At 72.5% G+C, this 23,627-nt stretch carries 21 protein-coding genes and 1 riboswitch; of the genes, 9 read left to right on the forward strand and 12 right to left on the reverse strand.

Going from position 1 to position 23,627, the window contains the following annotated elements; translation table 11 throughout:
• Positions 1–12 precede the first annotated feature (12 nt).
• Positions 13–645, forward strand: coding sequence for a sulfite oxidase-like oxidoreductase (locus DY245_RS30405; protein WP_128510414.1), 633 nt, complete (start codon positions 13–15; stop codon positions 643–645).
• A 59-nt stretch (positions 646–704) separates the two neighbouring features.
• Here the strand turns inward: DY245_RS30405 and DY245_RS30410 are convergent, their stop codons facing one another.
• From DY245_RS30410 to thiO, 6 genes are all read right to left on the reverse strand, one after another.
• A complete protein-coding gene (locus DY245_RS30410; protein ID WP_128510415.1) occupies positions 705–1,262 on the reverse strand; it encodes a DUF4396 domain-containing protein in 558 nt (185 codons plus the stop codon).
• Between the two features lie 97 nt (positions 1,263–1,359).
• Positions 1,360–2,259: a deoxyribonuclease IV gene (locus tag DY245_RS30415; protein ID WP_128510416.1), complete on the reverse strand. Its 900-nt coding sequence runs from the start codon at positions 2,257–2,259 to the stop codon at positions 1,360–1,362.
• 71 nt (positions 2,260–2,330) lie between these two features.
• Positions 2,331–4,310, reverse strand: a complete 1,980-nt coding sequence (pknB, locus tag DY245_RS30420; RefSeq protein ID WP_244943367.1) for a Stk1 family PASTA domain-containing Ser/Thr kinase — start codon at positions 4,308–4,310, stop codon at positions 2,331–2,333.
• Positions 4,311–4,432: 122 nt separating this feature from the next.
• A complete protein-coding gene (locus DY245_RS30425) occupies positions 4,433–5,287 on the reverse strand; it encodes a thiazole synthase (protein ID WP_128510417.1) in 855 nt (284 codons plus the stop codon).
• Positions 5,288–5,296: 9 nt separating this feature from the next.
• Positions 5,297–5,512 (reverse strand): sulfur carrier protein ThiS, encoded by a 216-nt coding sequence (gene thiS / locus DY245_RS30430; RefSeq protein WP_128510418.1) that lies wholly within the window; start codon positions 5,510–5,512, stop codon positions 5,297–5,299.
• The gene (gene thiO / locus DY245_RS30435) at positions 5,509–6,732 is read right to left on the reverse strand and encodes a glycine oxidase ThiO (RefSeq protein ID WP_181923944.1); all 1,224 of its coding nucleotides are present in this window, start codon (positions 6,730–6,732) and stop codon (positions 5,509–5,511) included. The genes thiS and thiO overlap by 4 nt, the downstream gene beginning before the upstream one ends.
• Positions 6,730–6,842: riboswitch (TPP riboswitch) on the reverse strand. Its footprint overlaps the gene before it by 3 nt.
• Before the next feature lie 155 nt (positions 6,843–6,997).
• Between thiO and DY245_RS30440 the strand changes: the two genes are divergently transcribed.
• The 5 genes from DY245_RS30440 to DY245_RS30460 all read left to right on the forward strand — a co-directional run bounded on the left by DY245_RS30440 (position 6,998) and on the right by DY245_RS30460 (position 11,787).
• Positions 6,998–8,239 (forward strand): NAD(P)/FAD-dependent oxidoreductase, encoded by a 1,242-nt coding sequence (locus DY245_RS30440; protein WP_128510419.1) that lies wholly within the window; start codon positions 6,998–7,000, stop codon positions 8,237–8,239.
• A 141-nt stretch (positions 8,240–8,380) separates the two neighbouring features.
• On the forward strand, positions 8,381–8,746 hold the full coding sequence (locus DY245_RS30445) for an Rv2175c family DNA-binding protein (RefSeq protein WP_128510420.1): 366 nt from the start codon (positions 8,381–8,383) through the stop codon (positions 8,744–8,746).
• 116 nt (positions 8,747–8,862) lie between these two features.
• Positions 8,863–9,519, forward strand: coding sequence for a thiamine phosphate synthase (gene thiE / locus DY245_RS30450; protein ID WP_128510421.1), 657 nt, complete (start codon positions 8,863–8,865; stop codon positions 9,517–9,519).
• Positions 9,520–9,684: 165 nt separating this feature from the next.
• Complete coding sequence (metF, locus tag DY245_RS30455) at positions 9,685–10,602, forward strand: methylenetetrahydrofolate reductase [NAD(P)H] (RefSeq protein WP_128510422.1); 918 nt, start codon at positions 9,685–9,687, stop codon at positions 10,600–10,602.
• Between the two features lie 36 nt (positions 10,603–10,638).
• Positions 10,639–11,787: a chromosomal replication initiator protein DnaA gene (locus tag DY245_RS30460; RefSeq protein ID WP_128510423.1), complete on the forward strand. Its 1,149-nt coding sequence runs from the start codon at positions 10,639–10,641 to the stop codon at positions 11,785–11,787.
• 60 nt (positions 11,788–11,847) lie between these two features.
• On the opposite strand, the gene DY245_RS30465 is transcribed toward DY245_RS30460, so the two are convergent.
• The 5 genes from DY245_RS30465 to DY245_RS30485 form a co-directional block, all read right to left on the reverse strand.
• Entirely contained in the window at positions 11,848–13,365 is a 1,518-nt protein-coding gene (locus tag DY245_RS30465) for a phytoene desaturase family protein (RefSeq protein WP_128510424.1), read from the reverse strand.
• Between the two features lie 70 nt (positions 13,366–13,435).
• Entirely contained in the window at positions 13,436–14,056 is a 621-nt protein-coding gene (locus DY245_RS30470) for a DUF4126 domain-containing protein (RefSeq protein WP_128510425.1), read from the reverse strand.
• Positions 14,057–14,435: 379 nt separating this feature from the next.
• On the reverse strand, positions 14,436–15,050 hold the full coding sequence (locus DY245_RS30475; protein ID WP_128510426.1) for a TetR/AcrR family transcriptional regulator: 615 nt from the start codon (positions 15,048–15,050) through the stop codon (positions 14,436–14,438).
• An 83-nt stretch (positions 15,051–15,133) separates the two neighbouring features.
• Complete coding sequence (locus tag DY245_RS30480) at positions 15,134–17,341, reverse strand: YhgE/Pip domain-containing protein (RefSeq protein ID WP_128510427.1); 2,208 nt, start codon at positions 17,339–17,341, stop codon at positions 15,134–15,136.
• Entirely contained in the window at positions 17,313–18,173 is an 861-nt protein-coding gene (locus DY245_RS30485) for an ATP-binding cassette domain-containing protein (RefSeq protein WP_128510428.1), read from the reverse strand. The genes DY245_RS30480 and DY245_RS30485 overlap by 29 nt, the downstream gene beginning before the upstream one ends.
• 218 nt (positions 18,174–18,391) lie before the next feature.
• On the opposite strand from DY245_RS30485, the gene DY245_RS30490 reads away from it, so the two are divergent.
• The 3 genes from DY245_RS30490 (at position 18,392) to DY245_RS30500 (ending at position 20,582) form a co-directional block, all read left to right on the forward strand.
• Positions 18,392–18,877, forward strand: coding sequence for an SAV_6107 family HEPN domain-containing protein (locus DY245_RS30490; protein ID WP_128510429.1), 486 nt, complete (start codon positions 18,392–18,394; stop codon positions 18,875–18,877).
• A 276-nt stretch (positions 18,878–19,153) separates the two neighbouring features.
• Complete coding sequence (locus tag DY245_RS30495) at positions 19,154–19,909, forward strand: methyltransferase (RefSeq protein ID WP_128510430.1); 756 nt, start codon at positions 19,154–19,156, stop codon at positions 19,907–19,909.
• 259 nt (positions 19,910–20,168) lie between these two features.
• Positions 20,169–20,582: a DUF3040 domain-containing protein gene (locus tag DY245_RS30500; protein ID WP_128510431.1), complete on the forward strand. Its 414-nt coding sequence runs from the start codon at positions 20,169–20,171 to the stop codon at positions 20,580–20,582.
• A 348-nt stretch (positions 20,583–20,930) separates the two neighbouring features.
• On the opposite strand, the gene DY245_RS30505 is transcribed toward DY245_RS30500, so the two are convergent.
• Positions 20,931–23,345 (reverse strand): transglutaminase TgpA family protein, encoded by a 2,415-nt coding sequence (locus DY245_RS30505; RefSeq protein WP_128510432.1) that lies wholly within the window; start codon positions 23,343–23,345, stop codon positions 20,931–20,933.
• Positions 23,346–23,627 lie beyond the last annotated feature (282 nt).

A 23,627-nucleotide genomic window follows, 5' to 3' on the forward strand; every position in this document is an offset into this window, starting at 1 on the left:
CGGTCTGACAACATGGAGGGCATGGGTCAGCCGGAAAGCCGCGAAGAGGAGCCTCCTGCGCTGCCTCCGGGGCAGCGGCTGCAGCGGGGCTGGCCGGTGACGCATTACGGGCCGGTCCCCAAGTTCCGTGCCGAACGCTGGGAGTTCCGGGCTTTCGGTGCCACCGCCGACGGCGCGAAGCACTGCTGGTCGCACGAGGAATTCACGGCGCTGCCGTACACCACGGTCGTCGCCGATATGCACTGCGTGACGAAATTCAGCATGCTGGGAGCCGAATGGGGCGGGGTGCGCACCCGGACGATTCTTGATCTTGCGCCGCCCGCGCCCGATGTCACCCATGTGATGGTGTGGGCCGAGTACGGCTTCAGTTCGAATTTGCGGCTGGAGGATTTCGCCGCGGAGAAGTGCATCTTCGCCACACATCGCTCGGGTGAACTGCTCACCGCCGAGCACGGCTTCCCGGTCCGCCTGATCGTTCCGCATCTGTACGCCTGGAAAGGCCCCAAGTGGGTCCGCGGTATCGAATACATGCGGGCCGACCGCCGCGGCTTCTGGGAAGAGCGCGGCTATCACAATGTGGGCGACCCCTGGCGGGAGCAGCGCTACTCGTACCAGGAAGAGCCCGGGGACGGCCCCGAGCTCTGATCCCGTATACCCCCGGTGGGTGTGCGGCCGGTGGTTCCGTGGCTGTCGGGCTCCGGCGGTCAGTGGTGGTAGCGGTGCACCACCGCATGGCCCTTGCCGCGGCCGATCATCCACTTGTTGACGGGCGTGGTCACCACGAAGGCGATCGCCAGTGAGGCGGCCAGGGCGCCCCAGAACAGCGCGTCCGCCGGCTGTGCGTCCATCGCGCTGGGCCAGACCGCGATCACGCCGTTGTCGATCAGTTCCATCACGGCGATGGAGAGCGTGTCGGCGGCCAGCGCGACCCGGAACGCCGTCCTGAAGTCGACGCCCGCCGCCAGGACGCCGCGCAGGGTGAGCGAGTAGCCGAAGGCGAAGGCCAGCACGATCGCCAGGATCATCGTCGGGACGTTGTGCCAGCCCAGTGCGGTGCCGATCACCATGCCGAGGATCTCGCCGATGGCGCAGCCGGTCAGGCAGTGCAGGGTCGCCCTGGCGGCCGTCGCCCAGCTGACGGGGCCGTGGGTGGCGTGGGCGGCATGGCCGGAGTGATCCGTGTGACCGGCGTGGTCCGGATGGCCGCCGTGCTCGCCGGGTGCCTGTGCGATCGCCTGGTGCTCGTGGTGTGTGTGCTCCATGGGATGCCCCCAACGCGAGATGACGGTTCCTGTCCGACAGCAGGAACCGTATACCCCCTGGGGGTATTCCTCAAGGGGGATCGCAGGGCCGGCGGGCTCAGCTCGCGCGCAGCTCCTTGAGGCGGGCCACGTCCGCCGCATGCCCCTCCTTGCCGCCCGGCGTCTCGACGACCAGCGGCACGCCGACCGTCGACGGATGGCGGAACAGCTCACCGAACGCCTCGGCGCCGATATGACCCGCGCCGATGTTCTCGTGCCTGTCCTTGTGGGCGCCGACGACATCCTTGGAGTCATTGGCGTGGATCAGCTTCAGCCGGCCCTCGCCGGCGACCTCCACCAGCTCGTCCAGCAGCGCCTTCGTCCCGCCCGGCGCCGCCATGTCGTGCCCGGCCGCGAACGCATGGCAGGTGTCGAGGCAGATCCCCAGCTTGGGGTGCCGGTCCAGCGCGTCGAAGTACGGCCCGAGATCCTCCGCCAGCGCACACAGCGAAGCGCCCTGCCCGGCTGTCGGCTCCAGCAGCAGCCAGGGGTCGTCGGGGCGCGTCAGCTCGTCGAGCAACGGCCGCAGCCGCTCCCTGACCTGTGCCATCGCCGTCGCACGCGGCCGTCCGCCGGTCGCCGAGCCGGTGTGCACGACGACCCCGAGCGCACCGATCTCCCGGCCGCGGCGCAGCGAGTGGCGCAGCGATGTCACGGACCTGTCGACCGTCGCCTCGGTGTGCGACCCGAAGTTGATCAGATACGGCGCATGGACATACGCCGGGATCCCCTGGAGCGCACAGGCCACCCGGAACGCCTCGTCCTGTTCGGGGTTGCCGGGCGTCGTCGCCCAGCCGCGCGGATTGGCCACAAAGACCTGCACGACCTCGTCGCCCATCTCCTGGGCGTACGGAATGCCGACCTTCGCCAGGCCGCCGGCGACCGGTACATGCCCGCCGACCGGATTACGTGCACGGGCGCGCTGCTCGGCGCCCTTGGGGGAGGGGGATCTGCTCACCCTCCCAGGGTGCCAGGTGCCGCACGGCCGCCGTCCCGGGGGACGGCGGCCGGACCGCGGAGCCGGTGGCCCTACAGCGCTCCCTTGAGCTTGATGGTGATCGTGCTGCCCTTCGGCGCCTTCTCGCCGGAGTCGACGGACTGGGTGTCGACGGTGTCCTGCGGGAAGAGGAACGGCTTCTTGACCTCGACCGCGAAGCCGAGATCCGTCAGCTCCTTCTTCGCGTCCTCGACGTTCTCGCCGGTGACATCCGGGACGGTGATCATCTCCGGGCCCTTGGAGAGCGTGAGGGTGATCGTGTCGCCCTCGCCGCGCGTTTCGCCCTCGCCCGGGGACTGCCGGGCGATGGTGCCCTTGTCCTGCGCGGAGAAGACCGGCTGGTCCGCGAAGCGCACCTCGAAGCCGGCGTCGCGCAGCTCGGTCACCGCGTCCGCCCGCTCGTAGCCGACCACACCCGGCACAACGACCTTCGCGCCCCGGCTGATGGTCAGCGCCACCGCCGTGTCGGGCCGCCGCTTGCTGCCCGCCGCCGGATCCGTACTGATCACCGAGCCCTTGGCGACCTCATTGCTGAAATCCCGGGTTTCGATGCCCGGTACCAGCCCGAGGTCGCGCAGCTTGCGCTTGGCGTCCGCGAGCGGGGTGCCCGACAGATCCGGGATGGTGACGATGTCGGGACCGCGGGAGACGGTGAGGGTGACCGTGCCCGTGCCGCGGATCCGCTTGCCGTTCGCCGGATCCGTCTTCATGACATGGCCGCGCTCCACATTGGAGCTGAAGCCGCGCACCACCCTCACGCCCAGCCCCGCGTCCCGCAGCGTCTTCTCGGCCTTGGCCTGCGGCATGTCCAGCACCGCGGGGACGGTCGTGAACTGGCCGGAGTTGATGTACCAGACGCCCGTGCCGACACCGAGGAGCAGCAGCACGGCCGCGATGACCGTGGCCAGCCGCCGGCGCTGGAGCAGGCCCCCACGGGGCGCCGCGGCGGGCACCGGACGCAGCCGCGTCGTCTGCTCCGCCGGCGGCACCTCCAGCCGGCTGGTGCGGTTCAGCTCCGCCTCGTCCGCCCCCGGCAGCGGCAGCTGTATGCCGCCCGGCCGGGGTATCACATCCGTACGCTCCGAGCCGTCCTCGGCACCGGCGCTGCCGAGGACGGCCGCGGGCACCTCCTTGGCCTGCGGAGGGACGACATCCAGCTGCTCGTCGGACAGCTCCGACCGCGCCGCCCGCACCCGGGACAGCATCGCCACCGCGTCCTGCGGGCGCTGCTGGGGATCGCGGGCGGCGGCCAGCGCGACCAGCTCGTCCAGCTGCGGCGCCAGGCCGGGCACCAGCCCGGAGGGCGGCCGCACATCCTCGTGCAGATGCTGGTAGAGGATCTGCGCCGCGGAGCCGCCCGTATGCGGCTTGCCGCCGGTCAGCATCTCGTAGAGCACCACGCCACAGGCGTAGACATCGACCCGGGCGTCCGCGGTGCCGTGCTCCATCTGCTCGGGGGCGAGATAGGAGACGGTCCCCAGGACGGAGCCCGTCGAGGCGGTGGTGTTGGTGTCCACCGCGCGCACCAGGCCGAAGTCGGCGACCTTGACCCGGCCGTCGTCGCCGATCAGGACGTTCTCCGGCTTCATGTCGCGGTGCACCAGACCGGCGCGGTGCGCGGCCCCCAGGGCGGCCAGGATCGGCTCCAGGATGTCCAGCGCGGCCCGCGGCTGCAGGGCGCCCCGCTCGCGGAGTACGTCGCGCAGCGTGCAGCCGGCGACATACTCCATCGCCAGATAGACGTACGTACCGTCCGTGCCCTGGTCGAAGACGCCCACCACATTCGGGTGCGACAGCCGTGCGACCGACTTCGCCTCACGGATGAAGCGGTCCACGAACGCCCCGTCCGTGGCGAGAGTCGGGTGCATCACCTTCAGTGCGAGCACACGGTCGAGCCGGGTGTCCATGGCCCGGTAGACCGTGGCCATACCACCTGCGGCGATGCGCGCCAGAACGCGATAGCGGCCGTCGAGCAGCTGACCCACGAGCGGGTCCTGAAGGGTCGTATCCACGGCAGACGAGTCTACGAGCAAGGACCGACAGCTCGAACTCCGCGGCCGCGGTACGGCCGTACTGCAGCGGAATGGTGACAGGAGAGGCGGGGGAGAGGCGTGGCGGAGGGCCTCCCCGCCGCCTAGAACGCCGGCCGCTCCGGATCCAGCTCCGCGACACCCTCCGTGGGCGAGGACGCCAGCGCGAAGTGCCGGCGCGGAATCCGGCCCGCGCGATACGCCAGCCGGCCGGCCTCGACCGCGTGCCGCATCGCCGCGGCCATCAGCTCCGGCTCCTGCGCACGGGTCACCGCGGACGCCAGCATCACCGCCGCACAGCCCAGCTCCATGGCCAGCGAGACGTCCGAGGCCGTTCCCGCGCCCGCGTCGAGCACGACCGGGACGCCGGCCCGCTCGGTGATCAGCTGGAAGTTGTGCGGATTGCGGATGCCCAGGCCGGAGCCGATCGGCGAGCCCAGCGGCATGATCGCGGCGCAGCCCACGTCCTCCAGCTTGCGCGCCACCACCGGATCGTCGTTCGTGTAGGGCAGCACGGTGAAACCGTCGTCCACCAGGGTCTCGGCGGCTTCCAGCAGCTCGATCGGGTCGGGCAGCAGGGTGCGCTCGTCGGCGACGACCTCCAGCTTGACCCAGTCCGTGCCGAGCGCCTCACGGGCGAGCCGGGCGGTGAGCACCGCCTCGCCCGCGGTGAAGCAGCCCGCCGTGTTCGGCAGCACCCGGATCTTGTGCCGTTCCAGTACGGACAGCACCGAGCCCTGCACGGCCGGGTCCAGCCGCCGCATGGCGACCGTCGTCAGCTCTGTACCGGAGGCGAGCAGCGCACGCTCCAGGACGTCGAGGCTGGGCGCGCCACCGGTCCCCATGATCAGACGGGACGCGAAGGTGGTGCCGGCGATGGTGAGGGTGTCGGGGCCCGCGGGGGAGCCGCTGTCGGACGCGGCGGGGGTCGTCCCCCGGACGATTGCGGTATCGGTCATGTCTGCGGATCAGCCTCCCTGGACCGCGGTGAGCACCTCGACGCGGTCGCCGTCGCCGAGCGGGGTGGTGGGCCACTGGGTGCGCGGCACCACGGTTTCGTTGACCGCGGCGGCCACCCCGGCGGAGGCCTTCGACAAGGTGGCGACGAGCTGGTCGAGGGTGAGGCCGCCGGGGATCTCGCGGGCCTCGCCGTTGACGGACACGGACACGGTGGGGGCGGTCATACGGGCTGCTCCTGTGGGGCGCGGACGCGCTCGGGCCCGGGGGCGGTGGCCGAGAAACGCGTGGGGGAGAAGGGGCGGGCCTCTTCCGGGAGGCTCCCGGTGGCCAGCACCTCGGCCATCGCGTCACCGGTGACCGGCGTCAGCAGCACACCGTTGCGGAAGTGGCCGGTGGCCAGGTGGAGGCCGGGCAGCTCGGTCGGCCCGAGCAGCGGCGCGTTGTCGGGGGAGCCGGGGCGCAGACCGGCGCAGGTCTCCACGAGCGGCAGCTCGGTGATGCCGGGGACCAGCTCGTGCGCGTCCCGCAGCAGCTCGTAGACCCCGCCCGCGGTGACGGTGGTGTCCCAGCCCATCTCCTCGCTGGTGGCGCCGACGACCAGTTCGCCGCTCTCCCGCGGCACCAGGTAGAGGGGGCCGCCGTGGACGACGGCCCGTACGGTGCGCGACAGGAAGGCCGCGGAGCCGGCCGGCATCTGGGGGAGGCGCAGCCGCAGCACCTGGCCCTTGACCGGGCGCACCGGCGGCAGCACCTCGTCGGGCACCCCGGCCAGACGGACGCTGTGGCTGCCCGCGGCCAGGACGACCTGACCGGCCGACAGCCGTGTGCCGTCGGCGAGTTCGGCCCCGGACGCACGGCCGCCGTCGACCGTCAGCCGCTCGGCCCGGCTCCGGTGGAAGACCACCCCGGCGCGCTCACAGGCCACCAGCAGGGCGCCCGCCAGCCGGCGCGGATCGACCTGGTGGTCGCCGTCGACCCGCAGACCGCCGCGTACCCCGGGGGCCAGCATCGGCTCCAGGCGGCGGCACTCGCGCCCCGTGAGCCACTGCGAGTCCAGTCCCGACCGGATCTGCAGGGCGTGCAGCTCGCGCAGGTGGGCACGGTCGTCGGCGTCCAGTGCGACGGCCAGGGTGCCGCACCGCCGGTAGCCGATCCGCTGCCCGGCGGCCTCCTCCAGCTCGTCCGTGAACCGCGGATAGCGGCGCGCCGAGGCCAGGTTGAGGCCCAGCAGGGTCTGCTCGCCGTAGTGGAGTTCGGTGACCGCGGCCAGCATGCCGGCCGCGACGTGGGCCGCGCCGCCACCGGGCGCGGGGTCGGCCACCGCGACGCTCAGACCGCGGCCGGCCGTCCGCCAGGCGGTGACCAGGCCGATGATGCCGCCCCCGATGACGAGCACATCGGGGTGCTTGGTGGCTGATTTCGACGGTGTGGCAGATGGATGCATGGGCGTCCAGCCCCTCCCTTCGCCGGCATGACCCGGATCAGGTTCGTACGGTCGGAGGCCGGCCAGCCTCCCTCTCAGCCCGGTGCGTCCGGGCTCCCGCGAGTGCGTGTAGCCGTCACCCTAATACGGGGCCGCAACGCGTCGTAAGGGAGCGAGGCCGTGCGCCCATGGGGCCGCGCCCCCGGGCGACCGACTGTGACGCTGTGTCAGAGATCTCCTTGCGCGCTGCTGCGAACGGCGTCTTCCGCCGTCCTAGAGTGATCGGGTGAGCGAGCAGAGCAAGTCTTCCCAGGCCCCTGACCGCACGCCGCACGTCGTGATCGTCGGCGCGGGAATCGCCGGTGTGCAGACCGCGGTCGCCCTCCGCGAACAGGGCTGGCGCGGCGCGATCACGCTCCTCGGCGACGAGCCCCACCAGCCCTACGACCGCCCCCCGCTGTCCAAGGCGGTGCTGCTGGGCAAGGCGGACGGCTCCACCTTCGACGTCGACTTCGCCGCGCTCGACATCGAACTCCACCTCAGCCGCCGGGTCACCGCCCTGGTACCGGACGCCCATCTGGTCGAGACCGCCGAGGGCCCGGTGCCGTACGACTACGCGGTCATCGCCACCGGCGCCGACCCGATCCTGCTGCCCGGCAGCGAGGGGCTGCCCGGCGTCCACCTGCTGCGCACCCTCGACGACGCCGAACGGCTGCGGCCGGTGCTCGCCGCGCAGCACGAGATCGTGGTCGTCGGGGCCGGCTGGATCGGCGCCGAGTTCGCGACCGCCGCGCGCGAGGCGGGCTGCGCGGTCACCGTCGTCGAGGCCGCCGACCGCCCGCTGGCCGGTGCGCTGCCCGCCGAGGTCGCCGCCCACATGACCGGCTGGTACGCGGACGCCGGCGCCGAGCTGCGCACCGGCGCCCGGGTCGCGTCCGTCACCTCGGGCACGGTCACGCTCGCGGACGGCACGAGGCTGCCCGCCGACGCCGTGGTCGTCGGCATCGGCGCCCGGCCCGCCACCGCCTGGCTGGCCGGCTCGGGCGTCGCGGTGTCGCCCGAGGACGGTTCCGTGCTGGCCGACGAACGGCTGCGCACCTCCGTGCCCGATGTGTACGCGGTCGGCGACTGCGCGTCCTTCCCGTCGACCCGCTACGGCAGCCGGCTGCTGATCCACCACTGGGACAACGCCCTCCAGGGCCCCCGTACGGTCGCCGAGAACATCGCCCGCGGTGAGGCGGAAGGGGTGGTCTACGACCCCGTCCCGTACTTCTGGTCCGAGCAGTTCGGCCGGTTCGTCCAGTACGCGGGCCACCATGTGGACGCCGACGAGCTGGTCTGGCGCGGCGATCCGGCCGGGGCCGCCTGGTCGGTGATCTGGCTGCGCGACGGGCGGCTGGTCGCGCTGCTGGCGGTGGGCCGGCCGCGGGACCTCGCCCAGGGGCGCAAGCTCATCGAGCGGGGCGTGGCCCTCGACCGGGAGCGGGCCGCGAACGCAGCGGTACCGCTGAAGGCCGCGGCGCTGTAGCCGGGGCGTCGCGGGCCGGGGGCGCCGCGGGCGCGCAGCCGGTGGCCGCACCGGAGCGCGCCGTCACCCTCCGGTGTGCACGAAGCCCCTGACGGCGATGCCCGGCTACCGGCTGTCAGTGCGAGGTGGCACGCTTGTCCTGTGACCGAGATTGACGCAAACATCGATGGACTCGTCCCCGCCTGGCTCACCCTCCCCGACATCGCCGAAAAGCTCGGCGTCGAGGTGACGCGCGTCCGGCAGCTGGTCAAGGAAGGCCAGCTGATCGCGGTGCGCCGCGGCGAGAACAGGGCGCTGCACGTGCCCGCCGATTTCATCCAGGACGACAAGGTGGTCAAGGGCCTCGTCGGCACGCTCACCCTGCTCAAGGACGACGGCTTCACCGACGAGGAGATGCTGGAATGGCTGTTCACCGCGGATGAGACCCTGCCCGGTACGCCGGCGCAGGCGCTGCGCGAGAATCGCGGCACGGAGGTGAAGCGCCGGGCCCAGGCCCTCGCCGTCTGACGCGCCCCGCGCGGCGCTCTCATCAGTATCCGCACCAGCATCCGTATCCACATCTGAGGGACGTACGGGCCGGAAGGCCCGGCCCGTACGTCCCCGACCTGGGGGGTAGCCGCCCGATGACCACCGCACGACAGGCCCTGTCCGACGCCCGGCTCTACCTCTGCACAGACGCCCGCAAGCAGCAGGGCGACCTCGCGCAGTTCCTGGACGCGGTGCTCGCCTCGGGCGTGGACATCGTCCAGCTGCGCGACAAGGGCATGGAGGCCGGCGAGGAGCTCAGACACCTGGAGGTCTTCGCGGACGCCTGCCGGCGGCACGGCAAGCTGCTCGCGGTCAACGACCGCGCGGATGTCGCCCATGCGATCGGCAGCGATGTGCTCCATCTCGGGCAGGGGGATCTGCCGGTTCCGGCCGCCCGCGCCGTTCTCGGCCCGGACGTCCTCATAGGCCGCTCCACCCACGCCGAGACCGAGGTGGACGCCGCGATCGCCGAGGCGGGGGTGGACTACTTCTGCACCGGCCCGTGCTGGCCGACGCCCACCAAGCCGGGCCGTCATGCCCCCGGCCTCGACCTGGTCCGCTACACCGCGTCGCGGGCGCCCGAGCGCCCCTGGTTCGCAATCGGCGGGATCGACGCCGGCAATCTGGACGAGGTGCTGAAGGCGGGCGCCCGCCGGGTCGTGGTGGTCCGCGCCCTCACCCAGGCGGACGATCCGGGCGCGGCGGCCGCGGCACTGGCCAAGCGCATCCGTACCTGGGACGACAGGGCCTAGAACCAGGGACTGCCGGCGGCGTTCTTCGGGCGTCGGGCGGTTCTGTGACGCCTTCCGGTCATCCGGGAGGCCGGAAAATGTCCAACCAGTGGACACGAACCGGACCAACCAGGCATAACGCCGATGACGGTTGGTGTGTGCCCGGCCGGTGGTTAACCTGCCGGTATGGCCCTAGGTACAGCTTCCACCAGGACTGATCGCGCACGCACCGTGCGCGAACTGCTCGCTTCCGGCAAGCAGTCCTACTCGTTCGAGTTCGCCGCCCCGAGGACCGAGAAGGGTGAGCGGACCCTGTGGAACGCCATTCGTCGGATCGAGGCCGTCTCCCCGACCTTTGTCTCGGTGACGTACGGCGCCGGCGGCACCTCCCGTGACGGCACGGTGCGCGCGACCGAGCGTATCGCCACCGACACCACCCTCACCCCGGTCGCCCATCTGACCGCGGTCAATCACTCCACGGCGGATCTGCGCAACATCATCGGCCAGTACGCCGACGCCGGGATCCGCAATATGCTCGCGTTGCGCGGCGACCCGCCCGGCGACCCGATGGGCGAGTGGGTCAAGCACCCCGACGGCGTCGCCTACGCCGCCGACCTGGTCCGCCTCATCAAGGAGTCCGGCGACTTCTGCGTCGGCGTCGCCGCCTTCCCCGAGATGCACCCGCGCTCGACGGACTGGGACACGGACGTCGCGCACTTCGTCGACAAGTGCCGGGCCGGCGCGGACTTCGCCATCACCCAGATGTTCTTCTACCCCGAGGACTATTTCCGGCTGCGGGAACGGGTTGCGGCGGCGGGCTGTTCAACGCCGATCATTCCGGAGATCATGCCGGTGACGAACGTGCGCCAGATCGAGCGGTTCGCACAGCTCAGCAATGCGGCCTTCCCGCCCGAGCTGGCCGAGCGCATCCTCGCGGTCAAGGACGATCCGGCGGCGGTACGCTCCATTGGCATCGAGTACGCAACGGACCTGTGTGCGCGCTTGATGGCCGAGGACGTTCCCGGGTTGCACTTCATTACCCTGAACCACTCCACGGCGACCCTGGAAATCTACGAGAATCTGGGCCTGCACCAGCAGTCCTGATCACGGTTGCCGGCGAGCGGCGGAAGAGGGGCGTATATGGGCTGGACGGTCCTCTACATCGCGTTCGGCCTGGTCGCCCTGTGGCTGCTGGGTGAGGTCCTGCTCCAGTACAAGGCCCGGCTGCGCTGGCGGTTGCTCGCCTTCAGCGGCTTCCTCGGCGTGGTCGTCGGCGTCATCATCCCCTCGGTGATCGTGATCGGGGTGGGCGCCATCGCCTTCGCCATCGGCCAGACCAATGTGACGCTCTCCTTCAAGCGCGGCTTCAACACCGGCTGGGCGCTGGGCGGCAAGCCCGGCGAGAGCAGGCGCCGACGGGCCCGGCCGACGGGCCGGCCGGCCGCCGAGCCGACGCTCCAGGTCTCCGATCTGGAGGCCGTGGCGCCCGCCGACGGCCCGGGCCAGGGCGCCGACGGGGGCCAGGACACCTTCGAGTCCACCGGCGGCTTCCAGAGCCAGGACACCTACGCCGGGCAGAGTTCCTACGACTACCGTGCGGGCGACTACGAGGCCACCGCGTACGCGCCCAACGACTACGCGCCCAACGACTACGCGCCCAACGCCTACGAGGCCAACGGCGGCTACCGCGGCCAGGATCCGTACCAGGACCAGGGCGCCCCCCAGGACCAGGGCGCCTATGCCACGCAGCCCTTCGCCGTCCAGGACGACTATGCGCAGGCCGGCGCCGGCGCCGTCTACGCCCCGCAGCCGATGCCCGACGAGACCGGCCAGTACGGCATATACAGCCCCGACGCCCGCACCCCGCAGCCCGGCTACGACGCCTACGGCAGCGCCCCCGACAACGGGAACAGCGACGGCAACGGCTATGCGTACGGCGGCAGTTACGGCCCCGCCGCAGGCCAGGACGGCTACGCCGACCCCTACGCGGCCTACGGCGACGGCCAGGGCCGGCAGGCGCCCTACGCCGACCCGTACACCGGCGCCCAGCAGTACGCCGCCACCTACGACCCGTACGAGCAGCCGGACCCCTACGCCCAGCCGCCCTACGGCGCGCAGCAGTACGACAGCCAGGGGCAGCCGCTCGGCCAGAACCCGGAACAGGGCTACGGCGAGACGCCGCCCGGCGGGGTCTGGGTCCCCCAGCAGCGCGACGGCGAACTCCCGCCCGAGCAGCCTTACCCGCCCTACCAGCAGCAGACGTACGACGGGCAGCCCTACCGCTACTGAGTCCGGGCGGGACACGCAGGGCCGCGGCGACCACCGCCGGCCGCGGCCGCCGCTACGCCCTCATGTCGAGCCGTGCCAGTCATCACCGTTGACGATCAGGCCCGCGACGATCGCGCCGGACATCCCGGCATGCGCCGGCCCGCCGCCCGGGTGTGACCAGCCACCGACCGCGTAGAGCCCCGGTATCCGGGTGCGGTTGCCGGGCCGCAGAAAGCGGCCTTCCTGCCCCGCCAGCGCCGGTCCCGGCACCAACATGTCGTCCGTGGGCGGCAGAACCTCCCGCCACAGCATCCGCTCCCGCAGCCCGGGAACCGCGGCCTCGGCGATCTCGGTCAGCCGGTCGGCGTCCGCCGCGGCCGCCTCGCGGTCCCTCCAGTCGACCGGCCCGTGCGGGGCCACGGTCGCGGTCAGCGTCACGGCCTCATGGCCGTCATCGGGCCGGGAGGCGGGATCGTCCGGGCGCAGCACCGTCACCGTCGGCCGCTCGCAGGGCGTCCGCAGATCGAGGCCGTCCCCGAACACGCCCGCCAGCTCCGCGGCCCGGTCCGGCGCATGGACGACGGTCCGATGCGCCGCTCCCGCCTCCCGCGCTCCGCGCAGCGCCACACAGACCGTCAGCCGCCCCGGCGCACGGTCGCCCGGACCGGTCCGCGGACGCACCTCGTCCTCCCCGTACGGATCCCGCCCCCCGAGGAGCGCGGGAAGCCCGGCCGGATCGATGCCCGCCACCACGAACTCCGCGTCCGCCACCCGGCCGTCGGCCAGCTCGACGCCCGCCGCCCGCCCGTCCTTCTCGACGATCCCGGTCACCTCCGCCCCGAAGGTGAACTCCACCTTGCGCGCCAGGCAGCGCTCGTACAGCGCGTCGGCCAGCGCCCGCATACCGCCGCGCGGGTACCAACTCCCGAAGGTCTGCTCCATGTACGGCAGCACGACGGCGCTCGCGGGGGCGCTGCGCGGGTCGAAGCCGTACGCCAGCGCATGGCTCTCCAGCAGCGCGACCAGCCGGGGGTCGGCCAGCTCGCGGCGGGCGACCTCGGCGAGGGTGGCCGTCGTGGGGCCCTTGCCCCGGCCGAACAGCCCGCGCCTGCGCACCGCCGGATACGGATCACGCCCCAGCATCCGCCACTCCCGCCACAGCGGCTCCTCCAGGAGCGGCCGGCGGGTGGCGTCCCAGGCCTCGCGGGCGCGGCCCACCAGCGCGCTCCAGCGCTCACCGGAGCCGGCGCCCAGCGTCTCGTCCAGGGCCGCGAGGACACCGGCCCGCGAGGCGTTCGGCAGCGATACGGCCGTGCCGTCGGCGAAGACATGGCGGCTCGCGGGGTCGACCTGGGACAGCTCGACGCAGCTCTCCAGCGGCTCGCGGCCGGTCTTGAGGAACAGATCGCGGTAGACCGCGGGCAGATGCAGCAGGCCCGGCCCCGTATCGAAGGCGAAGCCGTCCCGCTCGAACCGTCGCACCGCGCCGCCATGCGTCGCGGCACGCTCGAACACCGCCACCTGGTGGCCCGCGACGGCCAGCCGGGCGGCGGCTGCCATCGCGCCCATCCCGGCGCCGATCACCGCAATCCGTGCCATGCCTGCGACTTTATCCGGCCCCACCGACAACGCCCGCACGGCCGCTGCCAGGCCCTGTGCCGACGCCGCTTCAGCCGGCCGGTGGCACCGCGCCGCCCGCGGTGGCCAGCCGCTTGTCCTCGCGCCGCTGACGCCTGCGCCGCAGGAAGCGGCGGATCCGCGACCAGAGGAGGACCACCAGCGCGATGCCCGCGGCCAGCAGCCCGGCCGCGATGACCGCCGCGGCCACCGGATGGAAGACCGCGAAGGCGATGATCCCGGCGACGCCCAGATCCTCCAGCAGGCTCAGCACGATGTTGCTGGCCGGCTCCGGCGAGGTGTTGACCGCGATCCGTGTGCCCGCCTTGACCAGATGGCTCAGCAGCGCGGTGGAGCCGCCCACCGCGCCCGCCGCCAGCTCGGGCAGCGAACCGTTGTGCCCGGCCAGCAGCGCCGCCACCACGGCGCCGGCGACCGGCCGGATCACCGTGTGCACGGCGTCCCAGACCGAGTCCACGTACGGGATCTTGTCGGCGACGGCCTCACACAGGAAGAGCACCCCGGCCACGATGAGCACATCGGGGCGCTGCAACGACGCGGGCACCTCATCGGTGACGCCGGTCGCGCCGAGCAGGCCGAACAGCAGGACGACGGCATAGGCGTTGATCCCGCTCGCCCAGCCACTGGTGAACACCAAGGGAAGTACGGACACCCGGCCGATCGTAGGCGGTGGTTGGGGGCCGGTGCTCAGGTTTGAGTATCCGTACTCAGACGCCGAGATGAGTAGGTACGCGGATAGGCCGGCGGCCTCCCGGACGAAAGAGTGGGGACCACGGAAGGGAAGCGGCGCCGCACCGCCGACACGGGGCGGCGGAGCGGCGCGGCTCCCGGACGTGACGGGGGAAGTACGGGGGAAATACGGGGGGAGCCACGGGGGCTCCACGGGGGAGCACGGGGGAATCGCCGCCCTGGTCGGATCGGTGGGGGAACGGTCCGTGCCAGGGCGGCGCACTCTTTTGTGCGGGCCCACGGGGAAGAAAAGGGGTGCGCGCCGTACCTGACCAATACGGCGCGCACTCGTATTCCGAGGACTACGCGGGGCGGCCGCTGACCCGCCCCTGGAGCAGCCGCGACAGCGCGGCGTGCACCTCGTCGATCGACCGGTCCGGCTGGTAGGACTGCCAGTCCAGGGCGGCCACCAGGACCATCCCGAACAGCGCCGACGCGGTCAGCGGGATGTCGATGTCCTCGCTCAGCTCCTCATGGGCCACCGCCTCGCGCAGCACGTCCTCCACCACCGTGATGGCCCGCTCGCGCACCACCATCAGCGTCGACTGCCAGGCCCGGTTGGTGCGCCACAGCTCGGCGACGTAGAGCTGGGTGAGCGCCGGGTAACGGGAGATGAAGTGCAGACCAGCCCGGATCATCGCGTCCAGCGCGTCGATCCGGCTGCCGCCCCGGTCGGTGACCTCCTCGGCGGCGGCCTGCAAGGAGGTCGCCAGCAGCTCGATGCCGTGCCGCAGCAGCTCCTCGAAGAGAACGTTCTTGCTCGCGAAGTTGTAGTAGACGGTGCCCTTCGCGACGCCCGCCCGCTCGGCGATCTCGTCCACCGTGGTGGACGAGAAGCCCTGTTCGGCGATGAGCGTGACCGCGGCCTCGAAGAGCTTGCGCCGGGTGGCGTCGCGGCGTGTATTGGAGCTGTCCATGGGGGTGATTGTGCCGGTCGCCACCGATCGATGCGCGGCGCGTAGCGCCTCCGGCAGGGTGGTGGCGGGCGACGGGTGGGCGCTCACAGGCTCAGCTCCGGATGCAGGTCCTTCATCCGCACCACCTGCCGGCCGCGCGCCGTCAGCGAGGTCAGCGCGAGCGCCCCGGCGGTGAACGCCAGCAGCACCGCACTGCCCTGCCATACGGGCGCGAGCCCACCGCCCGTGATGAGCCGGCGCAGCCCCTCCACGATGTAACTCATCGGCAGATAGGGGTGGATGGCGCCGAAGAAGCCGGGGCTGGTCTGCACCGGATAGGTGCCGCCCGCCGAGGTCAGCTGGAGCATCAGCAGCGCCAGCACCAGGATCCGGCCGGCCGGCCCGAACTGCGCGTTCAGCCACTGCACGATCGCCGAGAAACAGGCCGTGACCAGCACCAGGAAGCCGATCGTGCCGGCCGCCCGGACCATCTCCAGACCGAGCGCGAAGTGCAGCACGGACATCAGCGCCGCGGTCTGCAGCACCCCCACCCCGAACACCGGCAGCCATCCGGACGCCGCCACCCGCCAGGAGGACGCGCCCATCGCCAGCGCCCGCCGGTTGAGCGGCTGGATCAGCATGTACGCCACCATCGAGCCGACCCACAAGGACAGCGGGATGAAGTACGGGGCGAACCCGGTGCCGTAGTTGGGCGCCTTGTGGGCGGAGTCCGAGGCCAGCTGCACCGGATCGGACATCACCAGCGTGCGCGCGTCGCGGTCCTTCCTGCCGTAGTCGGGGATCTGCTTCGCCCCGTCGTGCAGCCCGCCGGCCAGCTTCTGCGAGCCGTCGGAGAGCTTGAACATGCCGCCGTCCAGTGTCTGCGCGCCGTCCTTGAGCTTGCCCACACCGGAGTCGAGGTCGCCCATTCCGGCCGCGGCGCGGCCGGTGCCGTCGTGCAGCTGGTGCGCACCGTCGTTGAGCTTGTCCGCGCCGGCGGCCAGTTGGGCGTTGCCCGCGGCCAGCTTGCGGGCGCCCGCGGAGACCTTGTGCGCACCGTCGTTCAGGTCGTTGATCTTCTTGACCGCGGCGTCCATGTCGGCGCCCAGTGTGGGCCCGTGCTCGGCCAGCTCACTCGCCAGCGAGTGCAAGGTGTCCAGGTCCCGCCCCAGTTGTTCCAGGTTCTTCTGGTCGTGGACGTACCCGCTGACCTCCTCGGCCTTGTCCGCCGCGGTGTCCGCCTGCTCCGTGAGCTTCTTCAGCTCGGCGCAGGAGGTGTCGAGCTGCACCCCGCTCTCGCAGCGCAGCCGGTAGTAGGTGGCCAGACGGTCGGAGATCCCCCGCGAGAGCTTCGCCCCGTCGGCGGCCGCGGCGGGGAGCTTGTCCAGATGGTCCCGGACCGCCTGCGAGCCGTCCGCGACGAGCTGTGCCGCCTCGCCGATCTCCTTGCCGTGCGCCCGGATGAACGGGCCCACCTTGCCGACGACGCCGTTGACCGTGTCGGCCAGCTGCTGGGTGCCCTGCGCCACCTGCCCGGAACCGTCGGCCAGTTGGCGCGAGCCGCGGGCCGCCGTACCGGCTCCCCGGGCGAGGTCAAAGCTGCCCTGGGTGAGCCGCCCGGCGCCCGCGTCGAGGTCGCCCAGGCCCGTGACCAGTTTGCCGCTGCCGTCCTTCGCGGTGCCCAGACCGTCGGCCAGTTTGCCCGTGCCGTCCTTGGCCTGCCCGATGCCGTCCTTGAGCCGGTCGGCGCCGTCCGCGGCCTGCTCGGTCCTGCCGTGCAGCGTCGAGAACGACACAAAGATCTTGTCGAGGAAGGTACGCGACGACTTCGCGGAGGCCGCGGAGCGCACCTCGGAGAACACCGTCCGGGAGATCTGCCCGACGATGTAGTTGTTCGCGTCGTTCGTCCGGACCTTGAGGGCGCCGGTCTCCGGGTGGTCCCCGGAACTGGAGGCGATCCGCCGGCTGAAGTCCTTCGGGATGGACAGCGAGAGGTAGTACGAGCCGTCCTCGACGCCCCTGGCGGCCTTCCCGGCGTCCACGGGGTGCCAGTCGAAGGTGTGGCTGTCGCGCAGCCCGGAGACGATGCTGTCGCCCGCCGAGATCCGCTTCCCGTCGACGTCGGCGCCCTTGTCCTCGTTGACCAGCGCCACCGGAATCCTGTCCAGCCGCCCGTACGGGTCCCAGAAGGACCACAAATACAGCGCGCCGTACAGGAGCGGCAGCAGCAGAAGGGCCGCCAGCGCCGCGCGCGGCAGCTTTCCCCTACCGAACCGCTTCAGCTCAAGCGCGGCCAGCTTCGGCGAGCGCATCGGCCGCCCCCTCCTCGTCGTCGTGCCCGTTCTCGCTCTTCCTGCCGTCGTCGCTCTCCGGGGCGGCGTCCGGTGTGGCGGTGGGGCCGTCGCCGGGCGCGGCCTGCGGGGGGTCCTGTTCCGGACGGTCGCCCGTACGTACCAGCAGCACGCCCTCGCCGCCCTCGGGCGGCTCGCTGCACACCGCGAGCACCGTCGTGCCGGCCGCCGCAAGGCTCCGCAGCATCGCCCAGGCCGCCGCGCGCTCCCCGTCGGACAGCTTCAGATCGGTGTCGTCGACGGCCAGCAGCCGCGGCCCGCCGATCAGCGCGAGCGCCACGGACAGCCGCAGCGCCTCCAGCCGCTCCAGATCGCGCACCGAGGTACGGATCCCCTTGGGCAGCGACTCCAGATCGAGACCGGCCGCCGTGAGCGCGTCGTCCACCAGGGCGCGGGCCTTCGCCCTGCGCTCCCGGCGCGGCCGCAGCAGCCCCCGCAGCGAACCGCCGAACCGGCCCTGCAACAGGGCGCGTTCGCGCAAGTGCTCGCCCACGGTCAGCGCGGGATCGAGCTCGGCGACCCCCGGCACATGGGCGAGCGCGGTGACGGACCGGACCGCGGACATCTTCTTGGGCAGCGGCAGTCCGCCGATCTCCGCGGTGCCCGCGGCGGACTTCATCCGGCCGGTGAGCGCGAGCAGCAGACACGTACGGCCCGAGCCCGAAGGGCCCTGTACGGCGATCAGTGAGCCGGGCGCGGCCGTGAGGTCGATGTTCCGGAACGCCCATCCGCGGGGGCCCTTGACCCCGAATCCCACGGCCGTGACCGCCGCCCCGTGCGGGGTGCTGTCCACGATCCCCTCCTTTGAACTGACTGGTCAGTTCAAAAAGTATGCAGCACCCCACCCCCCGTTCCGCAAGGGGGTCTTGGGAATCCGCCGGGGTTCCCTTCCCCCTTCACGACGAAAGAGCAGGTCAGGGTCGATTGTCAGTGGTGTACCTCACGATGGGGTCATACGGTCCCGAATCGGCATTCGGTCCCGAACCGGCATGCGACGACAGGAGGTTCGTCATGGCAGCTCGTCCCAGCGCGGGCAGCTCCGCTGCGTACGGTCCCCCGAGCGATGTCCACCCCGTCCTGCGACGGGCGGCCGCACCACCGGCCGCCCTCGACCTGCTCGCCAAGGCCCAGCACGGCCTCGACGAAGCACAGACCCTGGAAACCCCCAACGAGCAGTTCGCCACGGCCCACCTGGCCGCACTGCGCACCGCCGCCGCCGTCCTCGCCGTCCGCGGCCGGCCGGAGACCACCGTGCGCCGGAGGCAGCGTATCCGTAGCGCCTGGGAGGTGCTGCCCGAGGTCGCTCCCGAACTCACCGAGTGGAGCGCCCTGTTCGCCGCCGGCGCCGCCCGCCGCGCCAAGGCGGAGGCCGGCATAGCCGGCGCGGCCGGTCGCCGCGACGCCGACGATCTTCTGCGCGACGCCGCCATGTTCCTGCGCCTGGTGGAGCGCATGCTGCTCCTCCAGCCGTCGCTGCCGCCCCAGCGGGCGGGGTAGGGGGCCGAGTCGGCAACAGGGCGTCCCGCCTGGGGGAGGCGCGCGCGTCTGGCGGGGCGGCTGTGACCGGGGGCGCTGCGTTCCGGGGAGCGGGGTGGGGTGGGGGCGGGGGAGAGGGGAGGGAAGAGAGGTGCCGCCGCCACCGCGCACCCCGTCCACCCCCGTCCCCGCCCCGCCACACCCCCTTCGTGAGGCTCCGCAGGCGGCGTACGGCGCGGGACGGAATAGGGTGGAGGACGCCTAGATGTTCATGCCCCCGCCGAGGAGCCACCCGCCGTGTCTGACCCGCTGCGCCCGCGCGCATCCCTTCGTACCGCCGTGGTCTGGGAGGTCCTCAAGGACGCCCTGGAGCGCCGGGTCAAGGCCGCCGGGCGCGACGCCCTGGACGTCCTCGACACCGGCGGCGGCACCGGCAACTTCGCCGTGCCGGTGGCCCGCCTCGGCCACCGCGTCACCGTCGTCGACCCCAGCCCCAACGCCCTCTTCGCCCTGGAGCGCCGCGCGGCGGAGGCCGGCGTCGCCGACCGGGTACGCGCGGTCCAGGGCGACGCCCACGGTCTGTTCGACGTCGTCGAGCGCGGCGGCTATGACGCCGTGCTCTGCCACGGCGTGCTGGAGTACGTCGACGACCCGGCCGAGGGCCTCCGCAACGCCGTCGACGCGCTGCGCCCGGCCGGCACCCTCAGTCTGCTCGCCGCCGGCCTGGGCGGAGCCGTCCTCGCCCGCGCCCTCGCGGGCCACTTCAGGGAGGCTCACCAGGCCCTCACCGACCCGGCCGGACACTGGGGCGAGGGCGACCCGATGCCGCGCCGGTTCACCGCCGACCAGCTCACCGACCTGGTCTCCGCCACCGGCCTGGAGGTCGGCGCGGTCCACGGTGTACGGGTCTTTGCCGACCTGGTCCCCGGCGTGCTGGTCGATACCGAGCCGGGCGCCATGGACGCGCTGCTGAAGCTTGAGGCGGCCGCCGCCGAGCAGCCCGCCTTCCACTCCGTGGCCACTCAGCTGCACGTCCTCGCGGAGCGTGACTGACCCACGCGGCACACCCGGCTACCGCGTGCAGTCGGCCACAGGCCACCCGATCAGCCCCTTCGCCCCGTATGATCGGGGTACGACGTTCCGGCATGACGGATAGGCGGGTGGGGAATGCAGGCAACATCACCACCGGCCGCCACGGCGGCCCGGACAGTGAATTGGCGTCGAGGGGCGGGTTTCACGGGGGCGATTCCCTGCCTATCCTGAAAGGGTCGCACCCCGGTCGCCCCCCGCGACCGACGAGTAGGAGGACTCCGTGCCGCTCTCGGAGCACGAGCAGCGCATGCTCGAGCAAATGGAGCGAGCGCTGTACGCCGAAGATCCCAAGTTCGCGACAGCGCTTGAGGGAAGCGGGCTGCGTACGTACACCCGGCGACGGGTCTACCAAGCGGTCGCGGGCTTCCTGGTGGGTATCGCCCTGCTCATGGCCGGCATGGTCGCGCAGCAGATCTGGATCAGCGTGGTGGGTTTCCTCGTCATGCTCGGCTGTGCGGTGCTGGCGGTCACAGGATGGCGCAAGGCTCCGAAGCCGGGTGAGCAGCAGGCCGGTGCGGGTTCCGGAGGCGGCGCAGCCGGTCCGGCACGCCGTCAGGCCAGGCAGCGCCGCTCGATGATGAACCGCATCGAGGACCGCTGGCAGCGACGCAGGGACGAACAGCAGGGCCACTGAGCCGAGGGACCGGACGGGCCCGCAGGGTTCCGCCAGGCGGTCCACCGGGCCCACCGGACACCGGGCCCACCGGACACCGGGCCTGGCCCCGGCTCAGACGCGTTCGTGGCCCCGGCAGTTCACCGCGCCCCCACAACGGTCTCTTCCACCGGTTCGTCCAACGGTCTTCTCCACCATTTCTTCCGGACGTCACCTCCCGCGCTTTTCACGCCAGGATTTCGCAGCTCACCGCTGCCGGCGGCAGCTCTCCGGCCGTTGGATTCCCGGTTCTTCGTGTTGCGGCCACCCGACAGGATCGGGTGGCCGCAACACGTTTTTCGTGCCGCAACACGTATTTCGTTCAAGGGGTCAGACCCGCTGCCGTCCCGGCCGGAGGGCGGTCGCCGCGCGCCGAGCCGTGGCCACCGGCCGGCTGGTGCGGAACCGGAGCAGCAGGGTCGTCCAGCGGGCGGAGCAGGCCCACCGCAGACGGGCCGCGGAGCGCGGGGCGAACTGGGCACGCAGCCGCATGCCACGGGTCGCCCCGGCCTGCAACCCGGCCCGTATCTGCTGTACGTCCAGGGCGAGGCCGGCCACCGGCCGCGGATGCGGGGCGTACAGAGCCTGTTCGACCGCCGCCGCAACTCGGTGCGCTGCCGCGGCCGGCTCCGGTTGCAGTTCCCCGATGTGAATGATCCGGGCGGCCGCCTTGCGCGGGGTCAGCGATTCGTCCGGCACGATGCCGAAGTCCCAGGCGGTGTCCAGCAGCTCCCGCCAGGCGGCGAGAGCGTCCGCCGCGATGTCCCCGCCCGGTCCGCCGGCCGCCAGCCGCCGGGAACGCGTCCGCAGTCGCCACAGCAGCGGGACCGCGGGCAGCAGCAGGACGAGTACGGCGCCGAGCGCGATGACGGCGATCACCCAGGGGGACAGGCCGCCTTCCGGCGGGCGGGCGGCGGACTGCGCGGGCAGCGTCACGCATGCCGACCCGGAATCTGACCGCTGCTCACGGGGGCCGCAGGACGGGGCCGTGGTCGGGCCGTCCGAGGGGGCCTCGGAGTGCGAGGGCCGGGGCGCCGGCCTGCCGGGGTCGGCCGAGCCCGAGGTGTCGGGGTAGGCGTAGTCCGGGATACTGCCGCGGGTCGGGGTCGGTTCGAAGCGGGTCCAGCCGATGCCCTGGAAGTACAGCTCGGGCCAGGCGTGCGCGTCCTTGAGGCCGACCGAAGTCGTGCCGTCGGGCTGCTTGGTGCCCGGGGTGAAGCCGACCGCCACCCGGGCGGGGATGCCCAGCGTCCGGGCCATGGCCGCCATCGAGAACGAGAAGTGGACGCAGAAGCCCTCCTTCTGCCGCAGGAACCGCGCGATGGCCCCGGATCCACTGCCGGCCCGGACGTCCGTGTTGTAGCTGAAGCCGCCGTAGAGCGCGAACCAGTCCTGAAGCTTGACGGCCTTGGCGTAGGCGGTCGGTGCGCCGTGCGTCACCTGCCGGGCGGTGGTCCGTACGACGGGCGGTAGCGAGTCGGGGATCTTGGTGTACTCGCGCAGCAGGTCGGCGGGCGGCGCGGGGGCGGTGGCCAGCTGCCGGGACGTGGGCCGCACCTGCAGGCTCTCGACCTGGTACTGCAGACCGCGGGTGTTCTGCCCGCGGTCCCCGACGAGCGTGCGGCCCTCGGGCTCGAAGCGCCAGCGGCCGGAGATGTCCACCTTGGACGCGGGGTAGGGGAGCGGCAGCCAGTTCTGGGCGTACCACTCGGCGGTCGAGATCGAGGTGTTGATGCGGTTGCGGCCGACCGTGGAGTTGAGGCCGGGCGGCTGCGGAAGCCGTTCGGGGACGTCCGTGACCGTACGCTCGGACGGCTTCCAGGTCGTGCCGTCGAACTGGTCGAGGGCGACGATCCGCAGATACAGGCCGCGGGTGTCGGCGGCGGTCGTGCGGTAGTTGAGAACTTCCTTGTCCTCGGGCTGGTTGAGGCTGTCCTGCAGCGACACCAGCGGATTCACCGCAGAGATCGTGCCGCCACCGCTGCCGGAGCCCGCGCCGCCGCCGGCCCGGCCGATCAGCCCGCTGCCGAGGGAGGGCAGCACGGCGGGTACCGCCAGCGCGATCCCGAGCGCCAGTGCGCCGATCCTGCGGCCCGTACGGACCGGGGCCGGCGCCGGTCCGCCGACCGGTCGGTCCGCTCCGGTGCCCGTCCCGCCGAACACCCGGCCCCACTGGGAGAGCCGGTCGCGGCCCTCGGCCATCAGGAGCAGCAGATAGCCGGCCGCCGCGATCAGGAACCACAGCCAGCCCGCGCCGCTCTGGGACAGCCCCGCCGCGACCGAGTAGAGCGCGAGCAGCGGCAGCCCGGCGGGCGCGGCGCTGCGGTACGTGACCGCCAGCGCGTCCACGACCAGGCCGATCACCAGCACACCGGCGACCAGCAGCAGCCGGATACCGGGGGTGACGGGAGCGGGGATGGCGTACCGGCCGACGTCCTGTACGCCGCCCTGGAGCAGCTCGCCGAACTCCGCGATGGCCTCCGGGCCCGGCAGCAGGCCGACGATCGCCTCAGCGGGGGTGAAGAGCAGGGTCAGCAGCGGCACGGCGACCAGGGCCTGTGCGCCGATGACCAGCGGTCTGGCGAGCGGGACCCGGCGGGCCAGCGCGCCCACGCCGGTCATGATCGCCAGCAGAATCGCCGCCTGGATCATCCAGCCGATCGGTTCCACCAGCGGCAGCAGTGCGCAGGCGGCACACAGCGTGGCCACCATCGCACACAGCGCCAGTCGTGCCCGGCCGCTCATGCCCGTGCCTCACTTCGCTCAGGACGACCCGGGCAAAGCCCGCACCGGTCGCAGGCGTGGGGTACCACCGGCCGACCGTCCATCAGCAGCCGCCCGTCCGTGACCCGCTCACCGCGCCCGTCCCGTCCCCGGCCCGAGTACCCGTTCATGACCAGCTCCCTGCCACCGTCTCCGAGGCGTCCGCGTCCGCCGTCCCGTGCGGCGCCGCCGCCGCGCGGTCCGCGGCCGCCCGCCACAGGTCGGCGAGCGCGTCACCGGGGGCCACCGGCAGCGCGGTCCAGC

It is taken from the genome of Streptomyces inhibens (genome assembly GCF_003389455.1).
GTDB classification, from domain to species: domain Bacteria; phylum Actinomycetota; class Actinomycetes; order Streptomycetales; family Streptomycetaceae; genus Streptomyces; species Streptomyces inhibens.

Excerpts from the sequence above, each read along its gene's own strand:
- DY245_RS30405 (WP_128510414.1), top strand. The coding sequence starts at position 13 with ATGGAGGGCATGGGTCAGCCGGAAAGCCGCGAAGAGGAGCCTCCTGCG.
- DY245_RS30410 (WP_128510415.1), bottom strand. The coding sequence starts at position 1,262 with ATGGAGCACACACACCACGAGCACCAGGCGATCGCACAGGCACCCGGC.
- DY245_RS30425 (WP_128510417.1), bottom strand. The coding sequence starts at position 5,287 with ATGACCGATACCGCAATCGTCCGGGGGACGACCCCCGCCGCGTCCGAC.
- thiS (WP_128510418.1), bottom strand. The coding sequence starts at position 5,512 with ATGACCGCCCCCACCGTGTCCGTGTCCGTCAACGGCGAGGCCCGCGAG.
- thiO (WP_181923944.1), bottom strand. The coding sequence starts at position 6,732 with ATGCATCCATCTGCCACACCGTCGAAATCAGCCACCAAGCACCCCGAT.
- thiE (WP_128510421.1), top strand. The coding sequence starts at position 8,863 with ATGACCACCGCACGACAGGCCCTGTCCGACGCCCGGCTCTACCTCTGC.
- metF (WP_128510422.1), top strand. The coding sequence starts at position 9,685 with ATGGCCCTAGGTACAGCTTCCACCAGGACTGATCGCGCACGCACCGTG.
- DY245_RS30460 (WP_128510423.1), top strand. The coding sequence starts at position 10,639 with ATGGGCTGGACGGTCCTCTACATCGCGTTCGGCCTGGTCGCCCTGTGG.
- DY245_RS30465 (WP_128510424.1), bottom strand. The coding sequence starts at position 13,365 with ATGGCACGGATTGCGGTGATCGGCGCCGGGATGGGCGCGATGGCAGCC.
- DY245_RS30475 (WP_128510426.1), bottom strand. The coding sequence starts at position 15,050 with ATGGACAGCTCCAATACACGCCGCGACGCCACCCGGCGCAAGCTCTTC.
- DY245_RS30480 (WP_128510427.1), bottom strand. The coding sequence starts at position 17,341 with ATGCGCTCGCCGAAGCTGGCCGCGCTTGAGCTGAAGCGGTTCGGTAGG.
- DY245_RS30490 (WP_128510429.1), top strand. The coding sequence starts at position 18,392 with ATGGCAGCTCGTCCCAGCGCGGGCAGCTCCGCTGCGTACGGTCCCCCG.
- DY245_RS30505 (WP_128510432.1), bottom strand. The coding sequence starts at position 23,345 with ATGAGCGGCCGGGCACGACTGGCGCTGTGTGCGATGGTGGCCACGCTG.